The following is an 18,209-nucleotide window of genomic DNA, read 5'->3' as shown; positions in this document are numbered from 1 at the left end:
GTCGTGGAGGAATGAACATGGCAGCAATGGGTAAGCCCTCCGTGGCCAAAGTCATCGAGTTGATCGGCAGTTCCACGACCGGATGGGAGGATGCCGCGGCAAATGCAGTGAAGGAAGCCGCGAAGACCGTTAAAAACATACGGCATGTCTATCTGAAAGAATGCACCGCGAAGGTGGAAGGCGACAGAATCGTGGAATACCGTGCCAACGTGAACGTTACGTTCATCGTGGAAAGAGAGAGTTGACCTTCTCCCATTATTCTTTTTGGGGCCTTCTTCGAGGCGAGGAGATCACGTGGGTCTCCGCCCCACCTTCCCACGCCCCCTCACTCAGTCCTCGTCTCCTCCCACCCGATGCAGACCCTGACCGGCACTCTCCCTTCAAGCGAAGCCGCGACCGGCGAGCGCCGGTAGCCGCGGTGCACGAGTTCCTCGATCAACTCCTGCGGCGCGTCGGCATCCACCCGGACGGTCAGGCGGACCTCCGCGAGGCCCGGCCGGGCGTCATCGGAGACATTGAGGAACGCCCTGAGGTCGAGGTCGCCCGCAACGTCGATCTCGATCAGGTTGACCTCGATCCCGTCCTCGGCCGCGCTGTAGGCGATACCGGCCGCGATGCAGGCTGAAAGACCCGTCAGCACCAGTTCCGTCGGGCTTGGACCCTGGTTGGTCCCGCCGAGGACGGCCGGCTCGTCGGCCGGAATAGCGAAGTTGCGGACGATCGTGGTGGAGTGCGCACCGCTGCTCCAGCTCGTGATGCCGGAGAGGGTCTTTCTGCCTGCCGCCGGATCCTTCCGCATTCCCTCCTTGAGGGTGTTCACCCTCTCCATATCGACCCCGTTACGCATCATCGTACCAGGCTCCTCCCGTATCCCTCTCGTCAGGTGATGGGTTCCGGCGGTCTTCCCGTCGACCTCATGAGCCGCAGCATCTCGTCGGGATCGGTCGTCGGGATGTCGCAGGCATAGTTGGTGCAGACGTACGCCGTCGCCTTTCCTTCGACCATCTCGACATCCCGGGTAAACCCGGCTATTCCCACTATCTCCGGGCTCTCCTCCTCGGCGGGGCGGAAGATGACGACGGCGTCGGGTGCGTAGTGCGACCGGATGGCACGGACCATCGCCGTTGTGTCTTCAGCGTCCGAAACCCCGGACAGTATCACCTCGAAGTTCGGCCCCAGCATGAACTCGAAGGCAGTGAGGAAATGGGCGTAGGCAATAGGGGACTCACGGACGGTGCCGGCAAAAACCTGCCGCATCCGCTCGCTCGTCTCCTCGAGTTCGAGGTTCGCCGTCATCCGGCCGAGGGCGAAGAGGGCGTACATGGCCACGCTGTTGCCGGAGGGTATCGCCCCGTCGTAGACCGGTTTCTGGCGGACGGGGACGTCGCTATCGTCCGGCACAAAGAAGAACCCGCCATGGCTGCAGTCCCAGTAGTGGGCGACGAGATCCCGGGAGAGTTCGACGGCGGTCTGGAGGTAGCGGGGGGCAAACGATGCCTCGTAGACCTCGATGAGCGCCCAGATCATGAACGCGTAATCGTCGAGGGTCGCGGCGAGATCGGCATCGCCGTTCCGGTAGCGGTGGAGGAGCCGCCCGTCCGGCCGGCGAAGATTGGCGAGGACGAACGCGGCTGCCTTCTCCGCGGCCGCCAGGTACTCCGGGTCGTCGAAGACCCGGGCCGCCTTCGCGAGAGCCGCGATCATGAGAGCATTCCAGTCGGTGAGGATCTTGTCGTCCTTTCCCGGGCGGACCCTCTCTCCCCGGGCTGCAAAGAGTTTCTGCCGGCAACCCTCCACGAACCACGCCAGATCCTCTTCCGATGTCGAGAAGACGTGGACCCAGGATGCCAGAGGCCGCCGCAGGCGGAGGATGTTTTTGCCCGTCCTTCGGCCGCCGGGCTGTTCCCGGTAGTTTCCGGGCTCCGTGACGTTGAAGATTCGCGAAAACCGCTCTCCGTCCTCTTCCCCGAGGACCCGGAGAATTTCGTCCTTTGTCCAGACGTAGAACTTTCCCTCCACGCCCTCGCTGTCGGCGTCCTCCGCCGAGTAAAAGCCGCCTGCAGGGTCGGTCATCTCTCGCAGGACATAGGCGATAGTCTCCCGTGCGGTTCTCGCAAACTCCTCTCTTCCCGTCGCGAGGTACGCCTCCGTATACGCCATAACGAGAAGCGCCTGGTCGTAGAGCATCTTCTCGAAGTGCGGGACGAACCACTCCGCATCCGTCGAATAGCGGTGAAATCCGTAGCCGAGGTGGTCGAAGATCCCGCCCCGTCGCATGGCATGCAGCGTCTTCTCGACCATCGTGTATGCGGGCTCCTTCCCGGTCCGGTGTCCGTAACGGAGCAGAAATATGAGATTATGCGGGGTCGGGAACTTCGGTGCATCGCCAAACCCCCCATTCTCTCCATCAAAGATCCGGAAGAAGGTGTCGTAGGCTTCATCGAGGACCGCTTCGGAGAGCTCGCCCTCACCCGGAGGGGTGCGGGCTGCATTCTGCAGCGCCTGGAGCACCTGGGCGCCGGCGTTCTCGAGTTCCTGCCGCTGGCTCTGCCAGACCTTGCTGATCCGGGGGACGAGGTCTAAAAGGCCGGTCATCCCATAACGGCTCTCCTTCGGGATGTAACTCGCTGCAAAGAACGGCTTTTTGTCGGCTGTCATGAAGATGGTGAGCGGCCACCCTCCGGCTCCGGTCAGCGCGTGGGCGGCCGCCATGTAAACCTGGTCGATATCCGGCCGCTCCTCGCGGTCCACCTTGATACAGACGAAGACGTCGTTTAAGAGTTTCGCGACCTGCGGGTCTGCAAACGATTCCTCCTCCATGACGTGGCACCAGTGGCAGGCCGAGTAGCCGATGGAGAGGAATATCGGTTTGCCCTCCTCCCGCGCCCGGGAGAACGCCTCCTCGGCCCAGGGGTACCAGTCGACGGGGTTATGGGCGTGCTGGAGCAGATATGGGCTCTGTTCGTGGATCAGCCGGTTCGGTGGAAATCCTTCCCGCACCGGCGCTTCTGGCGCTTCCGGGTCATGTCCGCGTGCCGGGTTCATGTTCCTGACGTGCGGATGCAGGCTAATAAAGGTGACTCTTCCCGGTAGAGATGGCGCTCCGGACGGGACCCCCCCCTTCGCGTCTTCGCACCCTTTGGCCCGTCGCGCTTATAGAGTGAGACGCCGGTGTTCCGGAGGGCCTGGATCATCTCATGCTTTAGCCGTCGCCCGTCATCGATTCAGGCCGCTAACGTGACCTCAGATGGGGGCTTTTGTCGGGCCAAAAAAGAAGAGACCCCACCCGCAGGACTTCTTCACTCCGCGATCGGGATCTCCTTCGTCTCCTCCGCGACCGGCTGCATATAGGGAACGTCCACGCTCAGCAGGCCGTTCCTGAAGGTCGCCTTTGCCTTGCCGGTATCGACGGGACAACCGACCGCGTAGGTGCCGACGTAGCGGACGTCACCGCGGGACGCGTCTACGGAGAAGCTGGTCTCCTGCATCTTGAAGGAGATGTCCTTCTTCTCAACGCCCGGCAGTTCAATCTCGATGTGAAGATTCTCTCCGTTTTCATCTGAGTAAGCACAGACATAGGGTGCGACTCTCAATGCTGCCATCTCATAACCTCCTCGACGGCAACAGAGGGGCGGGAGTGCTATTTAACGTTTATCGTCGTCCGGTCTCCTCACGCCCGCAATCCCGGGCGGCGGATCCCGGGCTGTGCGGCACGTGGAACGGGTGAGGGAGGTTTTATCAGGGGGGCGTCAAGTATCATGCATGAGCGAGCGGTTCATTTTCACCCGGTATCGCACCCGCTGCTACCACTGCGGCGAGGACGCCCCCCAGATCATAAAAGCGGTCTCCACGCAGGCACAGGTGATCTGCTCTGCATGTGGGGCAACCCGGATCTTCATCCCACGGTTCGAGAACACCGAAACTATCGGGATTTGCACGCCAATCGGATGTTACGACGTATGGAATATCGAGGCCGCCGGGCGCTGCAAAAATTGCGGGGTCACGGGGCCGCACGACCTCGCGATCGGGTGCAGCCACTTCACGACCCGGTGCCGCAACTGCGGTTATGCGCACTTCTACCGGTTCAACCTGGAATATATGGGGAAATGCCCTGTCAGCGAAACCGAAGAGGTCAACGCTCCTCGCGCACCATAGCGATCGCCTGTTTCGGGCACTCGTTCGCGCAGATGCCGCACCCCTTGCAGTAGTCGAGGTCGATGTTGAGTTCTTCATCGATGACCCCGTCCGGACAGTACTGGGCGCAGAGCCCGCAGGCGTTGCACGTCTCCTTGTCCACCACGGGCCGGAACGTCCGCCACGTCCCGGTCTTCCCCGACGCAGCCTCCTTCGGCCTGCTGAGCGCAAGTCTATCTCTCATATCTTCAGCTCCTCATACGCCGCTCTGGCGACGTTCACGTTCCGCTCGTCGGCAAACATCTCCCGGATCGCCTGCTCCACCGAGGGGAGGGTGACGATGCCCATCTTCGCGAGCGCCCCGAGCACCGGGGTGTTGAGGATGGGGCTCCCGGCGACCACCAGGTTCTGTGCGAGCGCGATCCCGGTCAGGTCGACGTGACGGCAGGTTCCGTTGCACCTGGCAACCGGGTGGGCGCTGTTCAGGAGGACCGTCCCATCGGCCTTGAGGCCCTGCAGGACGTCGACAACATCCATGATGCTCGTATCAAGCACAATCACGAGGTCCGGCTCGTGGATCTGGCTGTAGACTTTAATCGGTTCGTCATCGATCCGGACGAACGAGACGACCGGCGCCCCGCGCCGCTCAGCCCCATAGAACGGGCATGCCGTTGCATATTTTCCGTCTCTGAACGCCGCGAGGGCAAGAAGTTTCGCGGCCGTGACACCGCCCTGCCCACCCCGGGAATGAATCCTGATCTCATACATGGTCACTCACCCCGAACCAGGTCTCCTCGCCGGGATGCCGGTTCCGGACAAAGTCCGCGATATCGTCGTAGGTGACCTCCTGGCCGCCGAGACCGGCGATCACGCTGTAAGGCTCGACGCCTGTCTTCGACTTGATCGAGTGCGCCACCACGCCGCCGAAGCCGAAGGAGTAGTCGCGGTCGATCACCACGACCTCCCGCCCGGATAGATCGAGGTCCGGGAAGGGACGGAACCAGCGCAGGCGCATGGACCCGGCCTTTATTCCCTCGTCGCGGAGGCGGTCGATCGCCACCTCCGCCTCTTTCCCAAGCGATCCCATGGCGACGACGACGACGTCGGCGTCCTCGCACCGGTAGTCCTCGGTAGGCCCGTAGGAGCGGCCGAACCGCTCGGCAAACTCACGCTCGACATCCGCGATCACGCCTCCCGCATCGCGCATCGAGCGCTCGATGTCCCAGCGGAACCGGAAGTAGTCGGCCGGCCCGGTCATGGGGCCGTAGCCGCGGGGATTCTCCGTGTCGATGGCGTGCGGGAGGTGGTAGGGGGGCAGGAAGTCGCCGATCTCGACCGTCTCGAGCGACTGCATGATGTGGCTGAGCGTGAACCCGTCCAGGTTGACCATCACGGGAAGGAGGACCCTCTCGTCCTCGGCGATCTTGAACGCCATCAGGGTGGCGTCGTAGGCCTCCTGGACCGTGCCCACGAAGACCTGCAGCCAGCCCGTGTCGCGCTGGGAGAAGGCGTCGGTGTGCTCCGCCCAGGTGTTCCACCCGGGCCCGAGGGCGCGGTTGACGTTTGCCATGACGATCGGCAGGCGTGCGCCCGCGGCCCAGTGGACCATCTCGTGCATGTAGAGGAGACCGTGCGAGCTCGTCGCCGTGAAGGTGCGCACCCCCCCGACGCTCGCCCCGATGCAGGCGGCCATGGCCGAGTGCTCGCTCTCCACCGGGATGTACTTACTTTCAAGGGCACCGGCGGCGACGTACTCGGCGATCTGCTCGACGATCTCGGTCTGGGGGGTGATCGGGTATGCGGCGATGACACCCGGCCTCGCGGCCTTCACCGCGTCGGCGACCGCCCTGTTGCCGGTCGCGATCGTCAGCATACGCCTGCCTCCTCGCGGGAGAGCCGCTGGATGTTTCGCTCCACCTGCTGCTGCATTTCGGCAAAGATTTCAGGGCTCAGGTTCTTGAACCGGCCCTGGCCCTTGATGTAGTCTTCGAGCGGCGCGGGTCGCTTCATCGCGGCCTTCGACGGGCCGCTGATTGCAAGTTTCCCAAACTCACGCTCGTAGAGGACCCAGGTCCCGGTCTTCACGGCGAGTTTCCCCATCTCGACGGTCTTCTCCGTGGGGTAGCGCCACCCCGGCGGGCACGGTGCGAGAATGTGGATGAACTTGGGACCCTCGATCGAGAGCGCCTTCTTCACCTTCTTGTAGAGGTCGAGAGGGTAGGCGCTGCAGGCGGTCGCCATGTAGGGGGGGTTATGCGCCTCGACGATCCGGTCGAGGTCCTTCTTGGCCGTGGGCTTGCCGCCCGGAGTCGTGGTGGTGCGTGCTCCGAGAGGGGTCGATCCCGACCGCTGCATGCCGGTGTTGCCGTACGCCTCGTTGTCGTAGCAGATGTAAAGGAAATTGGTGCCGCGCTCGAAGGCACCTGAAAGCGCCTGGATCCCGATATCGACCGTCCCGCCGTCGCCCGCGTAGACGATGACGTTGGTCTCCCTCCCCATGGCTGCAAACGCCTCGCTCATACCGGAGGCGCAGGCGGCGGCTGCGGCAAATGCTACATTATAGACGGGCACGTTCATCGCCGTACCGGGATACATCCCCTGGATGACGCTGGTGCAGCAGGCGGGTACGACCAGAGCAGAGTCGGGTCCGGCGGCTTTGAGCACGTAACGCAGACACAGGGAAGAGCTGCACCCCGCGCAGGCGGACGTGCACTTATAGAGATACTCCTCCTTTGGAATCGCTGACAAATTGCTTACACTCCTCGCATTTATATTTGTCATCAATTGTAATGAGGGTTTTGCGATCTTTTTTCCGGGCACCCGGTGGCGTTCCGCAGGAATGACCGGTGAAAATACGCCGGAATGAGATATGCACAGAAAAACGGGGCGGGGGCGGTGCCCGGTTGAACCGGGATCCTGCCCGCCCCCGCTCACCCCCGCTCAGTTTCCGGCGTTCTGTCCGGGCGCGCGCCTCTCCCGCGTCGGCGCCGGGCGAAACAACCGGCGGACCAGGCCGACGTAACACTTCAGGCAGAAAGGTGTGAAGAACCAGGCCCCCATCTCCAGGAGGGGAAAGAGGCCTTTACGGCGTATCCGGTAACGGTAGCTCTCGAGGTTCATCTTCATGTAGACCGGTGCGATCTCCTCAAACCACCTCGCCCTGGTAAGCCTGCCTTCGGCGACCGGCCGCGAGATCTCGTCGAGGAAGTCCAGGATCTCCATACCCAGGGCCCCCTCTGCGGGACGGGGGACGAAATCGTCATCGATGATGAGCGGTGCCGCCTTGTACTCCCCGACGTCGCCGTTCTTCTGCAGGTCGACCGAGAGCATGATCGCCTCCCGTGAGATGTTGTGGGGCCAGCGCGGCTCGAACTGGAACATGCCGAGCGAGTAGGCGATCAGCCCTCCGTGGTAGCGCTCGATCGCCTGCATGGTATGGGAGTGGTGCCCGAGGATCAGGGTGGCCCCTGCATCGATGAGCCGGTGGGCGAGGTCAATCTGCTCGGGGGACGGGTAGTAAGCCATCTCTGTTCCCCAGTGCAGCGAGATGGCGATATGGTCGCACCGGCCCTTAAGGGACGCAATATCCCTGAAGATATCCTCCTCGACCAGCCGGTTGACCGAGACCTCGCGCGATATGGCGAGTTTGCCGATCGTATAGCCCGCAAACCCGATCGAGATGCCGTTCTTCTCGAGGGTGACCGGTTCCTGCCGGCCCTCGGTCGCCGATCCGCCGATGGCGAGGATGCCCCGGCTCTCGAGTGCCTTCAGGGTGTTTTTGAAGCCTTCGGCACCAAGGTCACCGGAATGGTTGTTTGCAACGCTCATGACGTCGAACCCGGCCTTCGCCAGGTGTCGGGCCGCATCCGGGCATGTGAAGATCACGTGATGCTTCTCTGCCGGATCTCCCGTATCCGAGAGGGTGGTCTCGAGGTTCCCGAAGAGGACGTCCTTATCCTGGAGGAGATGACGGACCTCTCCGAACGGGTACCCATTGTTCACAGTCCGGGCCCATGTATCTCCTACTGCCGTTAATCTGAGTTTTTGCATGTTTCTCACACCGAAATGCCCCACTGGCCCAGCGGCAGGTCCTGTATCAGGAACTGGTACTTGCCGCGCCGGGTGCGGGGAATTGTCTCGACGAAGCGGATGGTCACATCCACGTCGCCTTCAAACTTTTTGTCGAGTTCCCGGAGGATGCGTTCCGTATCGCGGTCGGTATACCCCGGTTTTTTCACGATCTTCATCACAACCTCTCCTTCCCTCCTCTGGTAAAACTGGAACTGCGCAACGTTGTCAAAGACGTCGGAGTGCATATTCACCGCCGTCATCGATATGAACCGGTGATCCTTCGTCACGATGAACTCCTGAAGCCTTCCCTCCACCCGCTCAAGCATTGGATAGGCACGGCCGCAGGTGCAGGGACCCTGGCCGAGAACCGCGACGTCCATGGTCCGGTAGCGGATGAGGGGGCAGACGAAGTTGGTGAGGCTCGTCGCGACCACCTCCCCCATGGCACCCGGCTCCTCGGCGGGCCGGCCGTCGCTCCCGATCAGTTCGACGATGCCGTATTCGGGGAAGATGTGGTACCGGGTGCTCTCCTCGCACTCGCCGGCAAGCACCGTCTGCTCGGAGTTCCCGTACCAGGAGAAGACCCGGCACCCGAACGCCTCGGTGAGCAGGTCCCGCTGCCAGGGGTAGAGGTTCTCGGACCCGCAGAGGACCGCTTTGACGGTGGGGAACGGCTCGATGTCGTGCTCCCGCATGTACCGCGCCAGGATCACGGCTACCGAGGGGTATGCCTGGATGAACCGGGGTTTGAACGTGCGGATCCGGTCGATGTAGGCCGGCAGAGTCTCCTCGGTCATGTGGTGGGAGGACATCAGCAGCCACCGGCCGAGGAGTGCCTGCTTCCAGTAGACGCCGTCTTTGGCGGACCCGACGATGTAGCCGCGGAGAACGACGCAGCGGTCGGTGAACCGGTAGCCGACGCGGTCCCACTGGGTCTTCATGAACGCCCATTCCCGGGCCCGGGAGACCCCTTTCTCGTAGTAGAAGCCGACCGGGATGCCGGTGGACCCGCCGGTGGTGACGTACTCGAAGGCCGCTTCCGGGTAGTTTTTGGCCTTCAGGTCGGAGAGGTTGTTCTGCAGGTCCTCCCGGGTCAGGAAGGGGAGGAGAGCAAGGTCGGCCGGCGCCTGGATGTCCCCGGGCACGAGCCCGCGCTCCTGAAAGACCCGGCGGTAGTAAGGGACGTTCTCGTAGGCGTGCTCAAGCAGGCGCGAGAGCGCCTGTGCCTGGTAGGCCGCGAGTTCCTCGGGGCTCCACTGCCGGGACCGCTTGAGGAGGGTGTAAATCTTTTTGTACGCAGAGTACGCGGGGAGGATGCGAAGTGCCCTCGCCGTCACAGAATCTTCAAGCCGGAGAGCCTTCAATCCCCGATGATTCATCCGCACACCCATCGACACTGCTGATATCGATACTCGGCATTAAACGTTGTGCTCCCGGCGAGGAGGAATGACCCCGGCAGCACGGTGGCGGCGGCAGGAGTCCCCGGACATGTGTGGGTTTAAAAGAAGTTCTCGGAGTACGGAATGGAAACCAGATCCCTGCCGGACGCACGGTAAAAATGTTTCAGGAACTCGGGGAAGAGTTTTTTCTCCGAGATGATCACCCAGATGTCGCCGTATGCACCCGATCCGTTGCCCTCCCACGAGCGGAACGAGACGTCGTCCATGGCGAGGAGTCGGAGTGCGACCATGCCCCTACCTCACGTGTTGCCGTATATAATGATTCCTGTCAGGTCAGGCACCCGCGACCCCGGGTTCCCCGGGTCAGCCGGCGATCCATTGCGGGATCCGGTGGGCCCGGAGAAAGGTATATATGGACCCGGGCGGTGATTAGAGGTCAGCGAGCAGCAGACGGCGTAGCAGGGCCGAGGTGACGGAAGGAATGACCGCGATCAGAGTTGACGACAGAGCTACCTGGGACACTTTTATCGACGAGAGCCCTTCGGGACTCCTCTTTCACAAATGGGACTACCTGCACCTGACAGCAAAGCATACGAAGAGCACGCTCCTTCCCTATGCGGTATACCATGGGGATGAGCCGATCTGTGTATTCCCGCTCTTTTGCAGGCGGATACACGGCATTAACGCTGTCTTCTCCCCTCCCCCTCTCACGGTGATACCCCACCTCGGGTGCGTGATGAGCAGGAAGTTCGGGGAGTTTAAACAGAGCAAAAAGGAATCCCTCCTCGGAATGGCCGCTAAGAGTGTCCGGGAGGAGATCCTGAACCTCTCGCCGAACTACCTCTCGATTGCCTTCGTCCCGGAGTTCAACGATATACGCCACTACCTCTGGGACCGCTGCGACGCACGGGTCCGGTACACCTACACCATCAACCTCGAGCGGCCGCTGGAGGAGATCTGGAGCAACCTCCACTACAAGCTCCGTAACAAACTGAAGAAAGCGGCGAAAGCAGGTCTCCGGCTGGAGAAGAGCGGGGATGTCTCCACGCTCCATCGGCTCATCTCCGATCGTTACCGGGACCCGTCGCTCGACATCCCGCCGATCAAGCGCGACTACCTCGAAGACCTCGTGCACGCCTACCCGGACAGGATCGGGATCTACAGCCTCTACGATGCACAGGACGAGACCGTGGCCGTGGTGGCGGCTCACGAGTACAAGCGGTTCCTGCTCTGGATGGGGACGCCGCGGATCGAGACCGTCCACGCCGGAAACGAGTATCTCCAGTGGCTCCTGATAGAGCGTGCGCAGGCCGAAGGCTACCGGACCTTTGAGAACATGGGTGCGAACAACCCGGACCTGGTATTCTTCAAGTCGAGGTTCAACCCGGACCTCACGATGTATTTCGAGATCGAGAAGAAAGATGCCCTCGGGACGGTCTCCGAGTGGGCATACCTCACCTTTTTCAAGAAACTGATGACGGCAGCCGACAGGGTCTAGGGCCCGCTTCCGCCCTTATCAGGCACCGGTCGATGCATGCAATCCCGGGATTCACGGCTCCAGACTCCCGACGATGGGCAGGGTCGGGAGGGGCACCGGGTTTCTCCGGCGGCCGGGGCTCTCCGTGCCCCGCCATGGTTAAGGCAATCGTTAAGTATATATCTGAGACTGCAGGAGGTAAAGCCCGGCCGGAGCGTTCCGGAAGGGCGGAGGAACAACAGCTTGGCAGTCGAGATCGTCACTGAAAAAGAGATCTGGGACTCGTTCATCGATGCCGGTCCGTCGGGTCTCCTCTTTCATAAGTGGGACTTCTTAACGATCACGCAGCGGCATACGGGGTATGCCTTTCTTCCCTACGGCATCTATAAGGGCGAAGAACTCGTCGCTGTCTGCCCTCTCTTCTGCAGGCAGGCAAACGGGATCTCGGTCGTGCTTTCGCCGCCGCCCATGCAGGCGGTCATACCGTACCTCGGGGTGGTTATGGGCAGGGAGTACGCAACGGCAAAGCAGAGCAAAAAAGAGTCGATGCTCCAGCTAATGGCCGACGGAATTGGGGAGGCGGTCCGGGACCTCGCGCCGAACTACCTCTCGATGACCTTCGCCCCGGGCTTTCACGATATTCGCCCGTTCATCTGGGACGGTTACCTGACCCGGATCAACTACTCGTATGCGATCGACCTCGCGCCCCCTCTCGAGACCCTCTGGGGGAACCTGAATGCGAAGCTGCGGACAGGCCTCCGGCGGTTTGAGAAGGATGGTTACTACCTGGAAGAAGGAGACGGCCTCACCCGGTTCTACGAGACGGTACGCCAGCGGTTCAGCCACCCGGAGATGGACATCCCGATGATCACCCGGGACTACTTCGAGGATATCTTCCGTGCGTATCCGGATCACGCCCACGTCTACCACCTCTACGACCGGGACGGGGACCTCAAAGGGGTCGGCACGACCCTGGAGTACAGGCGCTACATCCTCTGGGTCGGCGGGCCGAAGATCAACGGCACGTCGGCGAACGAGTACCTCCAGTGGTGCCTGCTCCGGGACGCTAAAGCGAAGGGCTTTTCGGAGTTCGAGAATACCGGGGCGAACAACCCGAACCTGAATATGCATAAGGCAAAGTACAACCCGGATCTTGCGATCTTTTTCGAGGTGAGCCGGAAAGACGGCGTGGGCAGGGTCGCGGAGTGGGCGTACAGCAACATCGTCAACAGGCCCCTGATCAAGAGGAGAATGGTCCCCTACATCCGGTAAGCGGGAGTGCCCCTCTGGACCCGGGCCGCTTTTGGATCCGCCGAAAACCGTGCAGGCTCCCACTGCCGGGGTCTTCCGGGAAAGGTATAAATATATCCTTTGAGGTATCCTGTAGCGGGCGCGGTCTGGCATGACCGATCCCCGGAAGTCAGGCTCTATGGTGCTCGAAATCGTCAAAGATAGGGAGTTATGGGATTCGTTTGTGGAATCAAGTCCGTATGGGCTGCTGTTCCACAGGTGGGACTACATGACGATCACCGGAGAGCACGCGGGATACCAGCTTCTCCCCTACGGGGTCTACAAGGGAGAGGAACTGGTCTGCCTTGCTCCGCTCTACTTCAAGAACGCGCATGGGGTTAAGATGCTCTTCTCGCCGCCGCCCATGCAGGCGGTCATCCCCTACCAGGGCTTCGTCCCGGGGAAGGAGTTTGACGGGCTGAAGCTGGGCAAGAAGGAGGCGATCATGGATCTCATTGCGAACGACCTCTCCGCGGAGGTCGACGCAATCTCACCGCACTACTTCTCCCTGACCCTTGTTCCCGGCCTCACCGATATCAGGCAGTTCCTCTGGAGGGGGTATGCTCCGAAGGTCCACTACACCTACGTGATCGATCTTACGCGCCCGGTCGAGGCGATCTGGGGCGACTTCCACTACAAACTCCGCAGCAAGATCCGGAAGGCCGAGAAGGCCGGTATGGATCTCGTACGGAGCGCCGATATCTCGACACTGTACGCGTCGATCGCCGAGCGGTTCAGCCAGCCGGAGATGAACATCCCGATGGTCAGCAGGCGCTACTTCGAGGACCTCTTCCGGGCATACCCGGACCATCTCGCGGCTTACTACCTCTACGACCGGGAAGGTGCGCTCACGGGGGCAGTCGCCACCCAGGAGTACAAACGCTTCCTGCTCTGGATGGGAACGCCGCGGATCGAGAGCGCTCACGCCGGGAACGAATACCTCCAGTGGCTCCTGGTCCAGCGTGCAAGGGCCGAAGGATACTCGTACCTGGAGAATATCGGAGCGAACACACCGGACCTGAACTTCTTCAAATCCAAGTTCTGTTCGAGTCTCGGTATGTATATGGAGGTCTTTCGGAAGGATATGGTCGGGACACTGGCGGAATGGGCCTACAGCACTATCGTCAACAAACCCTGGCTGAAGCGCAGGGTCGTCTCTCACATTGAATAGAGATCCCCGATAGTGATCGGGAGTTTCTGGATGAGGTACCGGAACTTGCCGCCTTCGGTGCGGGGGATCTCATCGACGAACTGGACGTGGACGTTCACCTCGTCGCCGAGCTGCCACCGGAGCTCCCTCGTCAACTGCCGGGTGTCCTCCTCCGTGTAGGTTGGCTTTCTGACGACCTTTATGATGAGTTCGCCCCTCTCCTCCTGGTACATCTGGAACTGTCTGATGTTCTCGAACGCTTCTGATTCGTAGTTTATGGGAGTGACGGAGATCGGGTGCCCGCTCCGGGTTATGATGAACTCCTGGAGCCTCCCTTCCACCTTCTCGAGCAGCGGATACCTCCTTCCGCACGAGCACTGCTTCTCGGTAGCGATCGCCACGTCCATGGTCCGGTAGCGGATGAGGGGGAAGACGAAGTTCGTGAGGTTGGTTGTGACCACCTCCCCCATCGCATCCGGCCCCTCGACGGGCCGGCAGTCTCTTCCGATCAGTTCGACGATGCTGTACTCAGGGAAGATGTGGTAGTGAGTGCTCTCCTCGCACTCACCGGCGAGCACCGTCTGCTCGGAGTTCCCATACCAGGAGAAGATCCGGCACCCGAACGCCTCCCCGAGCAGACCCCTCTGCCAGGGGTAGAGGTTCTCGGACCCGCAGAGGATTGCCCTGACAGTGGGGAACGGCTCGATCCCGTGCTCCCGCATATACCGCGCCAGGATCACGGCTGTGGAGGGGTAGGCGTGGATGAACCGGGGCCGGAACTTACGGATCCGGTCGATGTAGGCCGGCAGGGTCTCCTCGGTCATCTGGTGGGAGGACATGATCAGCCATCGGCCGAAGAGCGCCCGCCTCCAGTAAACACCGCTTGATGCCGCATCCACGACATGTCCCCGGAGGACGACACAGCGGTCGGTGAACCGGTAGCCGATACGGTCCCACTGGGCCTTCATGAACGCCCACTCCCGGGCCCGGGACGCTCCTCTCTCGTAGTAGAAGCCCATGGGGGTGCCGGTGGAGCCGGATGTGCATACATACTCGAAGGCCGCTTCCGGGTAGTTCCGGGCTTTCAGGTCAGGGAGGTTGTTCTGGACGATCTGCTTGGTCAGGAAGGGGAGGAGGGCGAGGTCCGCAGGCGCCTGGATGTCCCCGGGCACGAGCCCGCGCTCCTGAAAGACCCGGCGGTAGTAGGGGACGTTCTCGTAGGCGTGCTCGAGCAGGCGCGAGAGCGCCTGTGCCTGGTAAGCCGCGAGTTCCTCAGGGCTCCACCACTGCGACTGCTGGAGAAGCGCGTACATCTGCCGGTACGTACGGTAAGACGGTACCAGGCTGAGCGCTTTTACGGTGAGCGGATTCGCATGGGATGCCCATCTCAGTAGACCGGTCTTCGTATGAACATCTCCCGGGTCAGATGGGTATGTCGGGTGATACATGCTCAACCTTCACCCCCTCTCGTTCGCCGAAGCGTATCGGCAGATCCTGGACAAAGTAGCGGTACTTGCCGCGGGCGGTGAGCGGTATATTGTCGACGTACCTGATGGTGATGGTAACGTCGTCACCGCAGCTCCGGCTCACTTCCCGGTAGAGGTACTCCGCGTCGTGCTGGCTGAATGCCGATTTCCTTACGATATTCAGGACGACTTCTCCGACTTTCTCCTGGTAGAACTGAAACTGTTTAACGTTATCGAACGCATCGGTATCGATGTTCATGGCAATCCCCGGGAGAAATTCTCCTTTACCCGTCACGATGAAATCCTGAACCCGGCCTTCCACGCGTTCGAGCAGCGGGTAGTTCCGCCCGCAGGTGCAGACCCCCTCGGCTGCCGTGGCCAGGTCCATGGTCCGGTAGCGGATGAGGGGGCAGACGAAGTTGGTGAGGCTCGTCGCGACCACCTCCCCCATGGCGCCCGGCCCCTCGGCGGGCCGGCCGTCGCTCCCGATCAGTTCGACGATGCCGTATTCGGGGAAGATGTGGTACCGGGTGCTCTCCTCGCACTCGCCGGCAAGCACCGTCTGCTCGGAGTTCCCGTACCAGGAGAAGACCCGGCACCCGAAGGTTTTGGTGAGCAGGTCCCGCTGCCAGGGGTAGAGGTTCTCGGACCCGCAGAGGACCGCTTTGACGGTGGGGAACGGCTCGATGTCGTGCTCCCGCATGTACCGCGCCAGGATCACGGCCGCGGAGGGGTATCCCTGGATGAACCGAGGTTTGAACGTGCGGATGCGGTCGATGTAGGCCGGCAGGGTCTCTTCGGTCATGTGGTGGGAGGACATCAGCAGCCACCGGCCGCAGAGTGTCTTCTTCCAGAAGGTACCTTCTTTGGCGGACCCGACGATGTAGCCGCGGAGAACAACGCAGCGGTCGGTGAACCGGTAATCGACGCAGTCCCACTGGGTCTTCATGAACGCCCATTCCCGGGCCCGGGAGACCCCTTTCTCGTAGTAGAAGCCGACCGGGATGCCGGTGGACCCGCCGGTGGTGACGTACTCGAAGGCCGCTTCCGGGTAGTTTTTGGCCTTCAGGTCGGAGAGGTTGTTCTGCAGGTCTTCCCGGGTCAGGAAGGGGAGGAGAGTAAGGTCGGCCGGCGCCTGGATGTCCCCGGGCACGAGCCCGCGCTCCTGAAAGACCCGGCGGTAGTAAGGGACGTTCTCGTAGGCGTGCTCGAGCAGGCGCGAGAGCGCCTGCGCCTGGTAGGCCGCGAGTTCCTCTGGACTCCACCGGCGGGACCGCTTGAGAAGAGCGTAGGTCTTGCGATAAATGTTATATGAGGGAAGGATGCCGAGGGCTTTCGCCGTGAACGATTCCCTGCCGCAGAACCTCTCTCCCAGGCGTATCAGGATTTTCTCTCCCCTTTTCGTGTACTCTTCTGTCATACGTACTGGAACGGCACTGTTGTACCGCTTCTCGCCTCATCATCGTTTCCCGGCTCTCACCGGGCTGTCTCTGGCCGCTTCCCGGGCAGTCCGCCGGGAGCACCACCCCGCGGACGATGTTCCTCCCGGTGCATCGAGAGAGTATAGCCTCCGACGTCGTATATAAAAATTGGCATGCTGTCATCTGTTCCATTTGAGATCAGGGTTCTATGGGTGGACGGATAGCCCTCCGGGAGATGTATTGCGGGAGTGCGAATCCGGCTCTTTTTGATAGATGGTCTGATTTCCTTAAATTCCCGCATGATAATGCCATTTGGCAAACATGGCCCGATGAAATGAGCATTTGGATAAACTATAAATATGCAAAAGCCCATCAGGGGTATGTCTTAGCAAGATAAGGCGACAGTCACCGGAGCCGTGCACACCTGATGTGACGGTACATACCCGGGACAGGGGGGATAATCATTCTTCAGAAGGCCGTACCTGATAGCAGTAGCAATGCGGAGATCTTCACGGGTCTCCCAACAGAGAATGACGTTTTGAATGAGATACGGGCACTGGCCGCCGGGTTGCGCAGGCAGAACGGGGAAGGCCCGCAAAACCTCGATTTTACGGTTCCCATCGGCTGGGAGGAGCGGGTAGGCTATCTTGACGACCAGCCTATCAGGCGGTTGATCATCTTCCTCCGGTCTACAGGTTGCGAGTGGGTCGAGAAGACCGGGGGGTGCACCATGTGCGGGTTCTACTGTGCGACGTCCCGGGGCAGGGAGGTCTCGGCAGAAGAGTACGTCGCGCAGTTCGAGCACGTGATGAACGCCGTCGACCTGGGGGATTACCCGATCGTCTCGATCTACAACGATGGGAATATTTTCAACGAACGCGAGATGCCGGTTGCCGCCATCGAGAAGATCTGCTCGTATATCGACGGTTATAAGAACATCAAGAAGGTGGTCGTCGAGTCGAGGATAGATTACTCGCCGGACGAGCACGTGGCAAAGATGAAGAAGGCCTTAAACGGGCGGCAGCTTGAGGTGGCCTTCGGGTTTGAGTCCGCGAACTCCCAGGTGATGAACCTCTGCATCAACAAGGGGTTCTCGGCCAACAACTTTGATGTCTTTCATTCAAGGATGCGGGGGATGGGCGTGCTGACAAAACCGCTCCTCCTCGTAAAGCCGCCGTTCCTTACCGAAGGAGAAGCGATAGACGATATCCTGCAGACCATCTCCTACTGCGTCTCCCGCGGGATCGACTATGTGGACCTCGAGGTGACGACGGTCGAGAAGAACACCGTCGTGCACGAACTCTGGAAGAACAACCTCTACCGCCCGCCGTGGCTCTGGAGCCTGGTCGACCTCCTGCAGCAGTGCCGGGAGCGGTTCGGAGACCGTGCCCACGTCTACGTCAGCCCCTGGAACTACTCGGTCGAGTCCCTCGACTGGGCCCGGAACTGCGGGAAGTGCGATGCCGAGGTCACGAGCGCAATCGAGCGCTACAACTGCCACTTCGATACGACGGAGTTCGACGGGCTGGACGGTTCGTGCCGGGAGGAGTGGGAGAAGGCCGCTATGGTGGAAGATTCCCGCACGATCCCGGAGAGGATCCGGGATCAGCTCGCGTATGTGCGTTCTTCCCGGCTCTCGTCCTCGTAAACGCTTTCCCATATCGATTGTGAGCCCACCGTCCGATGCTCCGGCTCCCCCCGGGCGTTTTTTTGTTGGTGGGATGTTCCGCAGGAACGGAGCATGAGAAACCGTTAGTGGGGCATTGCGCCTGGATTTCACCGCCTGCGGGTATCGGGAGA

The 18,209-nt window shown here is 61.3% G+C and carries 18 protein-coding genes; 6 read left to right on the top strand and 12 right to left on the bottom strand.

What is annotated here, in order from left to right; all coding sequences use genetic code 11:
- Positions 1 to 17: 17 nt before the first annotated feature.
- The gene (locus HL657_RS00485; RefSeq protein WP_317294901.1) at positions 18 to 245 is read left to right on the top strand and encodes a dodecin family protein; all 228 of its coding nucleotides are present in this window, start codon (positions 18 to 20) and stop codon (positions 243 to 245) included.
- Between the two features lie 80 nt (positions 246 to 325).
- Here the strand turns inward: HL657_RS00485 and HL657_RS00480 are convergent, their stop codons facing one another.
- From HL657_RS00480 to HL657_RS00470, 3 genes are all read right to left on the bottom strand, one after another.
- Positions 326 to 850: an OsmC family protein gene (locus tag HL657_RS00480; protein ID WP_317294900.1), complete on the bottom strand. Its 525-nt coding sequence runs from the start codon at positions 848 to 850 to the stop codon at positions 326 to 328.
- Between the two features lie 29 nt (positions 851 to 879).
- Positions 880 to 3,045: a thioredoxin domain-containing protein gene (locus HL657_RS00475; protein WP_317294899.1), complete on the bottom strand. Its 2,166-nt coding sequence runs from the start codon at positions 3,043 to 3,045 to the stop codon at positions 880 to 882.
- A 254-nt stretch (positions 3,046 to 3,299) separates the two neighbouring features.
- Positions 3,300 to 3,602 (bottom strand): Hsp20/alpha crystallin family protein, encoded by a 303-nt coding sequence (locus HL657_RS00470; protein WP_317294898.1) that lies wholly within the window; start codon positions 3,600 to 3,602, stop codon positions 3,300 to 3,302.
- Positions 3,603 to 3,762: 160 nt separating this feature from the next.
- Between HL657_RS00470 and HL657_RS00465 the strand changes: the two genes are divergently transcribed.
- Positions 3,763 to 4,155 carry a hypothetical protein gene (locus tag HL657_RS00465; protein WP_317294897.1) on the top strand — a complete coding sequence of 131 codons (393 nt, stop codon included), beginning with the start codon at positions 3,763 to 3,765 and terminating at the stop codon, positions 4,153 to 4,155.
- Here HL657_RS00465 and HL657_RS00460 read toward each other — a convergent pair.
- The 7 genes from HL657_RS00460 to HL657_RS00430 all read right to left on the bottom strand — a co-directional run bounded on the left by HL657_RS00460 (position 4,133) and on the right by HL657_RS00430 (position 9,895).
- Positions 4,133 to 4,378, bottom strand: a complete 246-nt coding sequence (locus HL657_RS00460) for a 4Fe-4S binding protein (protein WP_317294896.1) — start codon at positions 4,376 to 4,378, stop codon at positions 4,133 to 4,135. The two genes, HL657_RS00465 and HL657_RS00460, sit on opposite strands and share 23 nt — an antisense overlap.
- On the bottom strand, positions 4,375 to 4,902 hold the full coding sequence (locus tag HL657_RS00455) for a 2-oxoacid:acceptor oxidoreductase family protein (RefSeq protein WP_317294895.1): 528 nt from the start codon (positions 4,900 to 4,902) through the stop codon (positions 4,375 to 4,377). Before HL657_RS00455 ends, HL657_RS00460 begins: the two co-directional genes overlap by 4 nt.
- Positions 4,895 to 6,007 carry a transketolase C-terminal domain-containing protein gene (locus HL657_RS00450; protein ID WP_317294894.1) on the bottom strand — a complete coding sequence of 371 codons (1,113 nt, stop codon included), beginning with the start codon at positions 6,005 to 6,007 and terminating at the stop codon, positions 4,895 to 4,897. The genes HL657_RS00455 and HL657_RS00450 overlap by 8 nt, the downstream gene beginning before the upstream one ends.
- Positions 6,001 to 6,915 carry a thiamine pyrophosphate-dependent enzyme gene (locus HL657_RS00445; protein ID WP_317294893.1) on the bottom strand — a complete coding sequence of 305 codons (915 nt, stop codon included), beginning with the start codon at positions 6,913 to 6,915 and terminating at the stop codon, positions 6,001 to 6,003. The genes HL657_RS00450 and HL657_RS00445 overlap by 7 nt, the downstream gene beginning before the upstream one ends.
- 159 nt (positions 6,916 to 7,074) lie before the next feature.
- Complete coding sequence (locus HL657_RS00440) at positions 7,075 to 8,136, bottom strand: CapA family protein (protein ID WP_317294892.1); 1,062 nt, start codon at positions 8,134 to 8,136, stop codon at positions 7,075 to 7,077.
- A gap of 53 nt (positions 8,137 to 8,189) precedes the next feature.
- On the bottom strand, positions 8,190 to 9,596 hold the full coding sequence (locus HL657_RS00435) for a phenylacetate--CoA ligase family protein (protein ID WP_317294891.1): 1,407 nt from the start codon (positions 9,594 to 9,596) through the stop codon (positions 8,190 to 8,192).
- A gap of 107 nt (positions 9,597 to 9,703) precedes the next feature.
- Entirely contained in the window at positions 9,704 to 9,895 is a 192-nt protein-coding gene (locus HL657_RS00430) for a hypothetical protein (protein WP_317294890.1), read from the bottom strand.
- A gap of 191 nt (positions 9,896 to 10,086) precedes the next feature.
- Here HL657_RS00430 and HL657_RS00425 point away from each other — a divergent pair, with 191 nt between their 5' ends.
- From HL657_RS00425 to HL657_RS00415, 3 genes are all read left to right on the top strand, one after another.
- Positions 10,087 to 11,103, top strand: coding sequence for a GNAT family N-acetyltransferase (locus tag HL657_RS00425; RefSeq protein ID WP_317294889.1), 1,017 nt, complete (start codon positions 10,087 to 10,089; stop codon positions 11,101 to 11,103).
- A gap of 222 nt (positions 11,104 to 11,325) precedes the next feature.
- The gene (locus HL657_RS00420) at positions 11,326 to 12,354 is read left to right on the top strand and encodes a GNAT family N-acetyltransferase (RefSeq protein ID WP_317294888.1); all 1,029 of its coding nucleotides are present in this window, start codon (positions 11,326 to 11,328) and stop codon (positions 12,352 to 12,354) included.
- 247 nt (positions 12,355 to 12,601) lie between these two features.
- Positions 12,602 to 13,543: a GNAT family N-acetyltransferase gene (locus HL657_RS00415; RefSeq protein WP_317294887.1), complete on the top strand. Its 942-nt coding sequence runs from the start codon at positions 12,602 to 12,604 to the stop codon at positions 13,541 to 13,543.
- Here HL657_RS00415 and HL657_RS00410 read toward each other — a convergent pair.
- Together HL657_RS00410 and HL657_RS00405 are read right to left on the bottom strand one after the other, a co-directional pair.
- Positions 13,531 to 14,835: a phenylacetate--CoA ligase family protein gene (locus HL657_RS00410; RefSeq protein WP_317294886.1), complete on the bottom strand. Its 1,305-nt coding sequence runs from the start codon at positions 14,833 to 14,835 to the stop codon at positions 13,531 to 13,533. The genes HL657_RS00415 and HL657_RS00410 overlap by 13 nt on opposite strands.
- 109 nt (positions 14,836 to 14,944) lie before the next feature.
- Positions 14,945 to 16,408: a phenylacetate--CoA ligase family protein gene (locus tag HL657_RS00405; RefSeq protein WP_449566844.1), complete on the bottom strand. Its 1,464-nt coding sequence runs from the start codon at positions 16,406 to 16,408 to the stop codon at positions 14,945 to 14,947.
- 539 nt (positions 16,409 to 16,947) lie between these two features.
- Here HL657_RS00405 and HL657_RS00400 point away from each other — a divergent pair.
- The gene (locus HL657_RS00400; RefSeq protein ID WP_317294885.1) at positions 16,948 to 18,057 is read left to right on the top strand and encodes an archaeosine biosynthesis radical SAM protein RaSEA; all 1,110 of its coding nucleotides are present in this window, start codon (positions 16,948 to 16,950) and stop codon (positions 18,055 to 18,057) included.
- Positions 18,058 to 18,209: the final 152 nt, after the last annotated feature.

The sequence above is a fragment of the Methanoculleus nereidis genome, assembly GCF_032944295.1.
Taxonomy (GTDB): Archaea; Halobacteriota; Methanomicrobia; order Methanomicrobiales; family Methanoculleaceae; genus Methanoculleus; species Methanoculleus nereidis.
The sequence above is the reverse complement of the archived record's forward strand: the minus strand, read 5'-3'. Positions and strand labels throughout refer to the sequence as shown.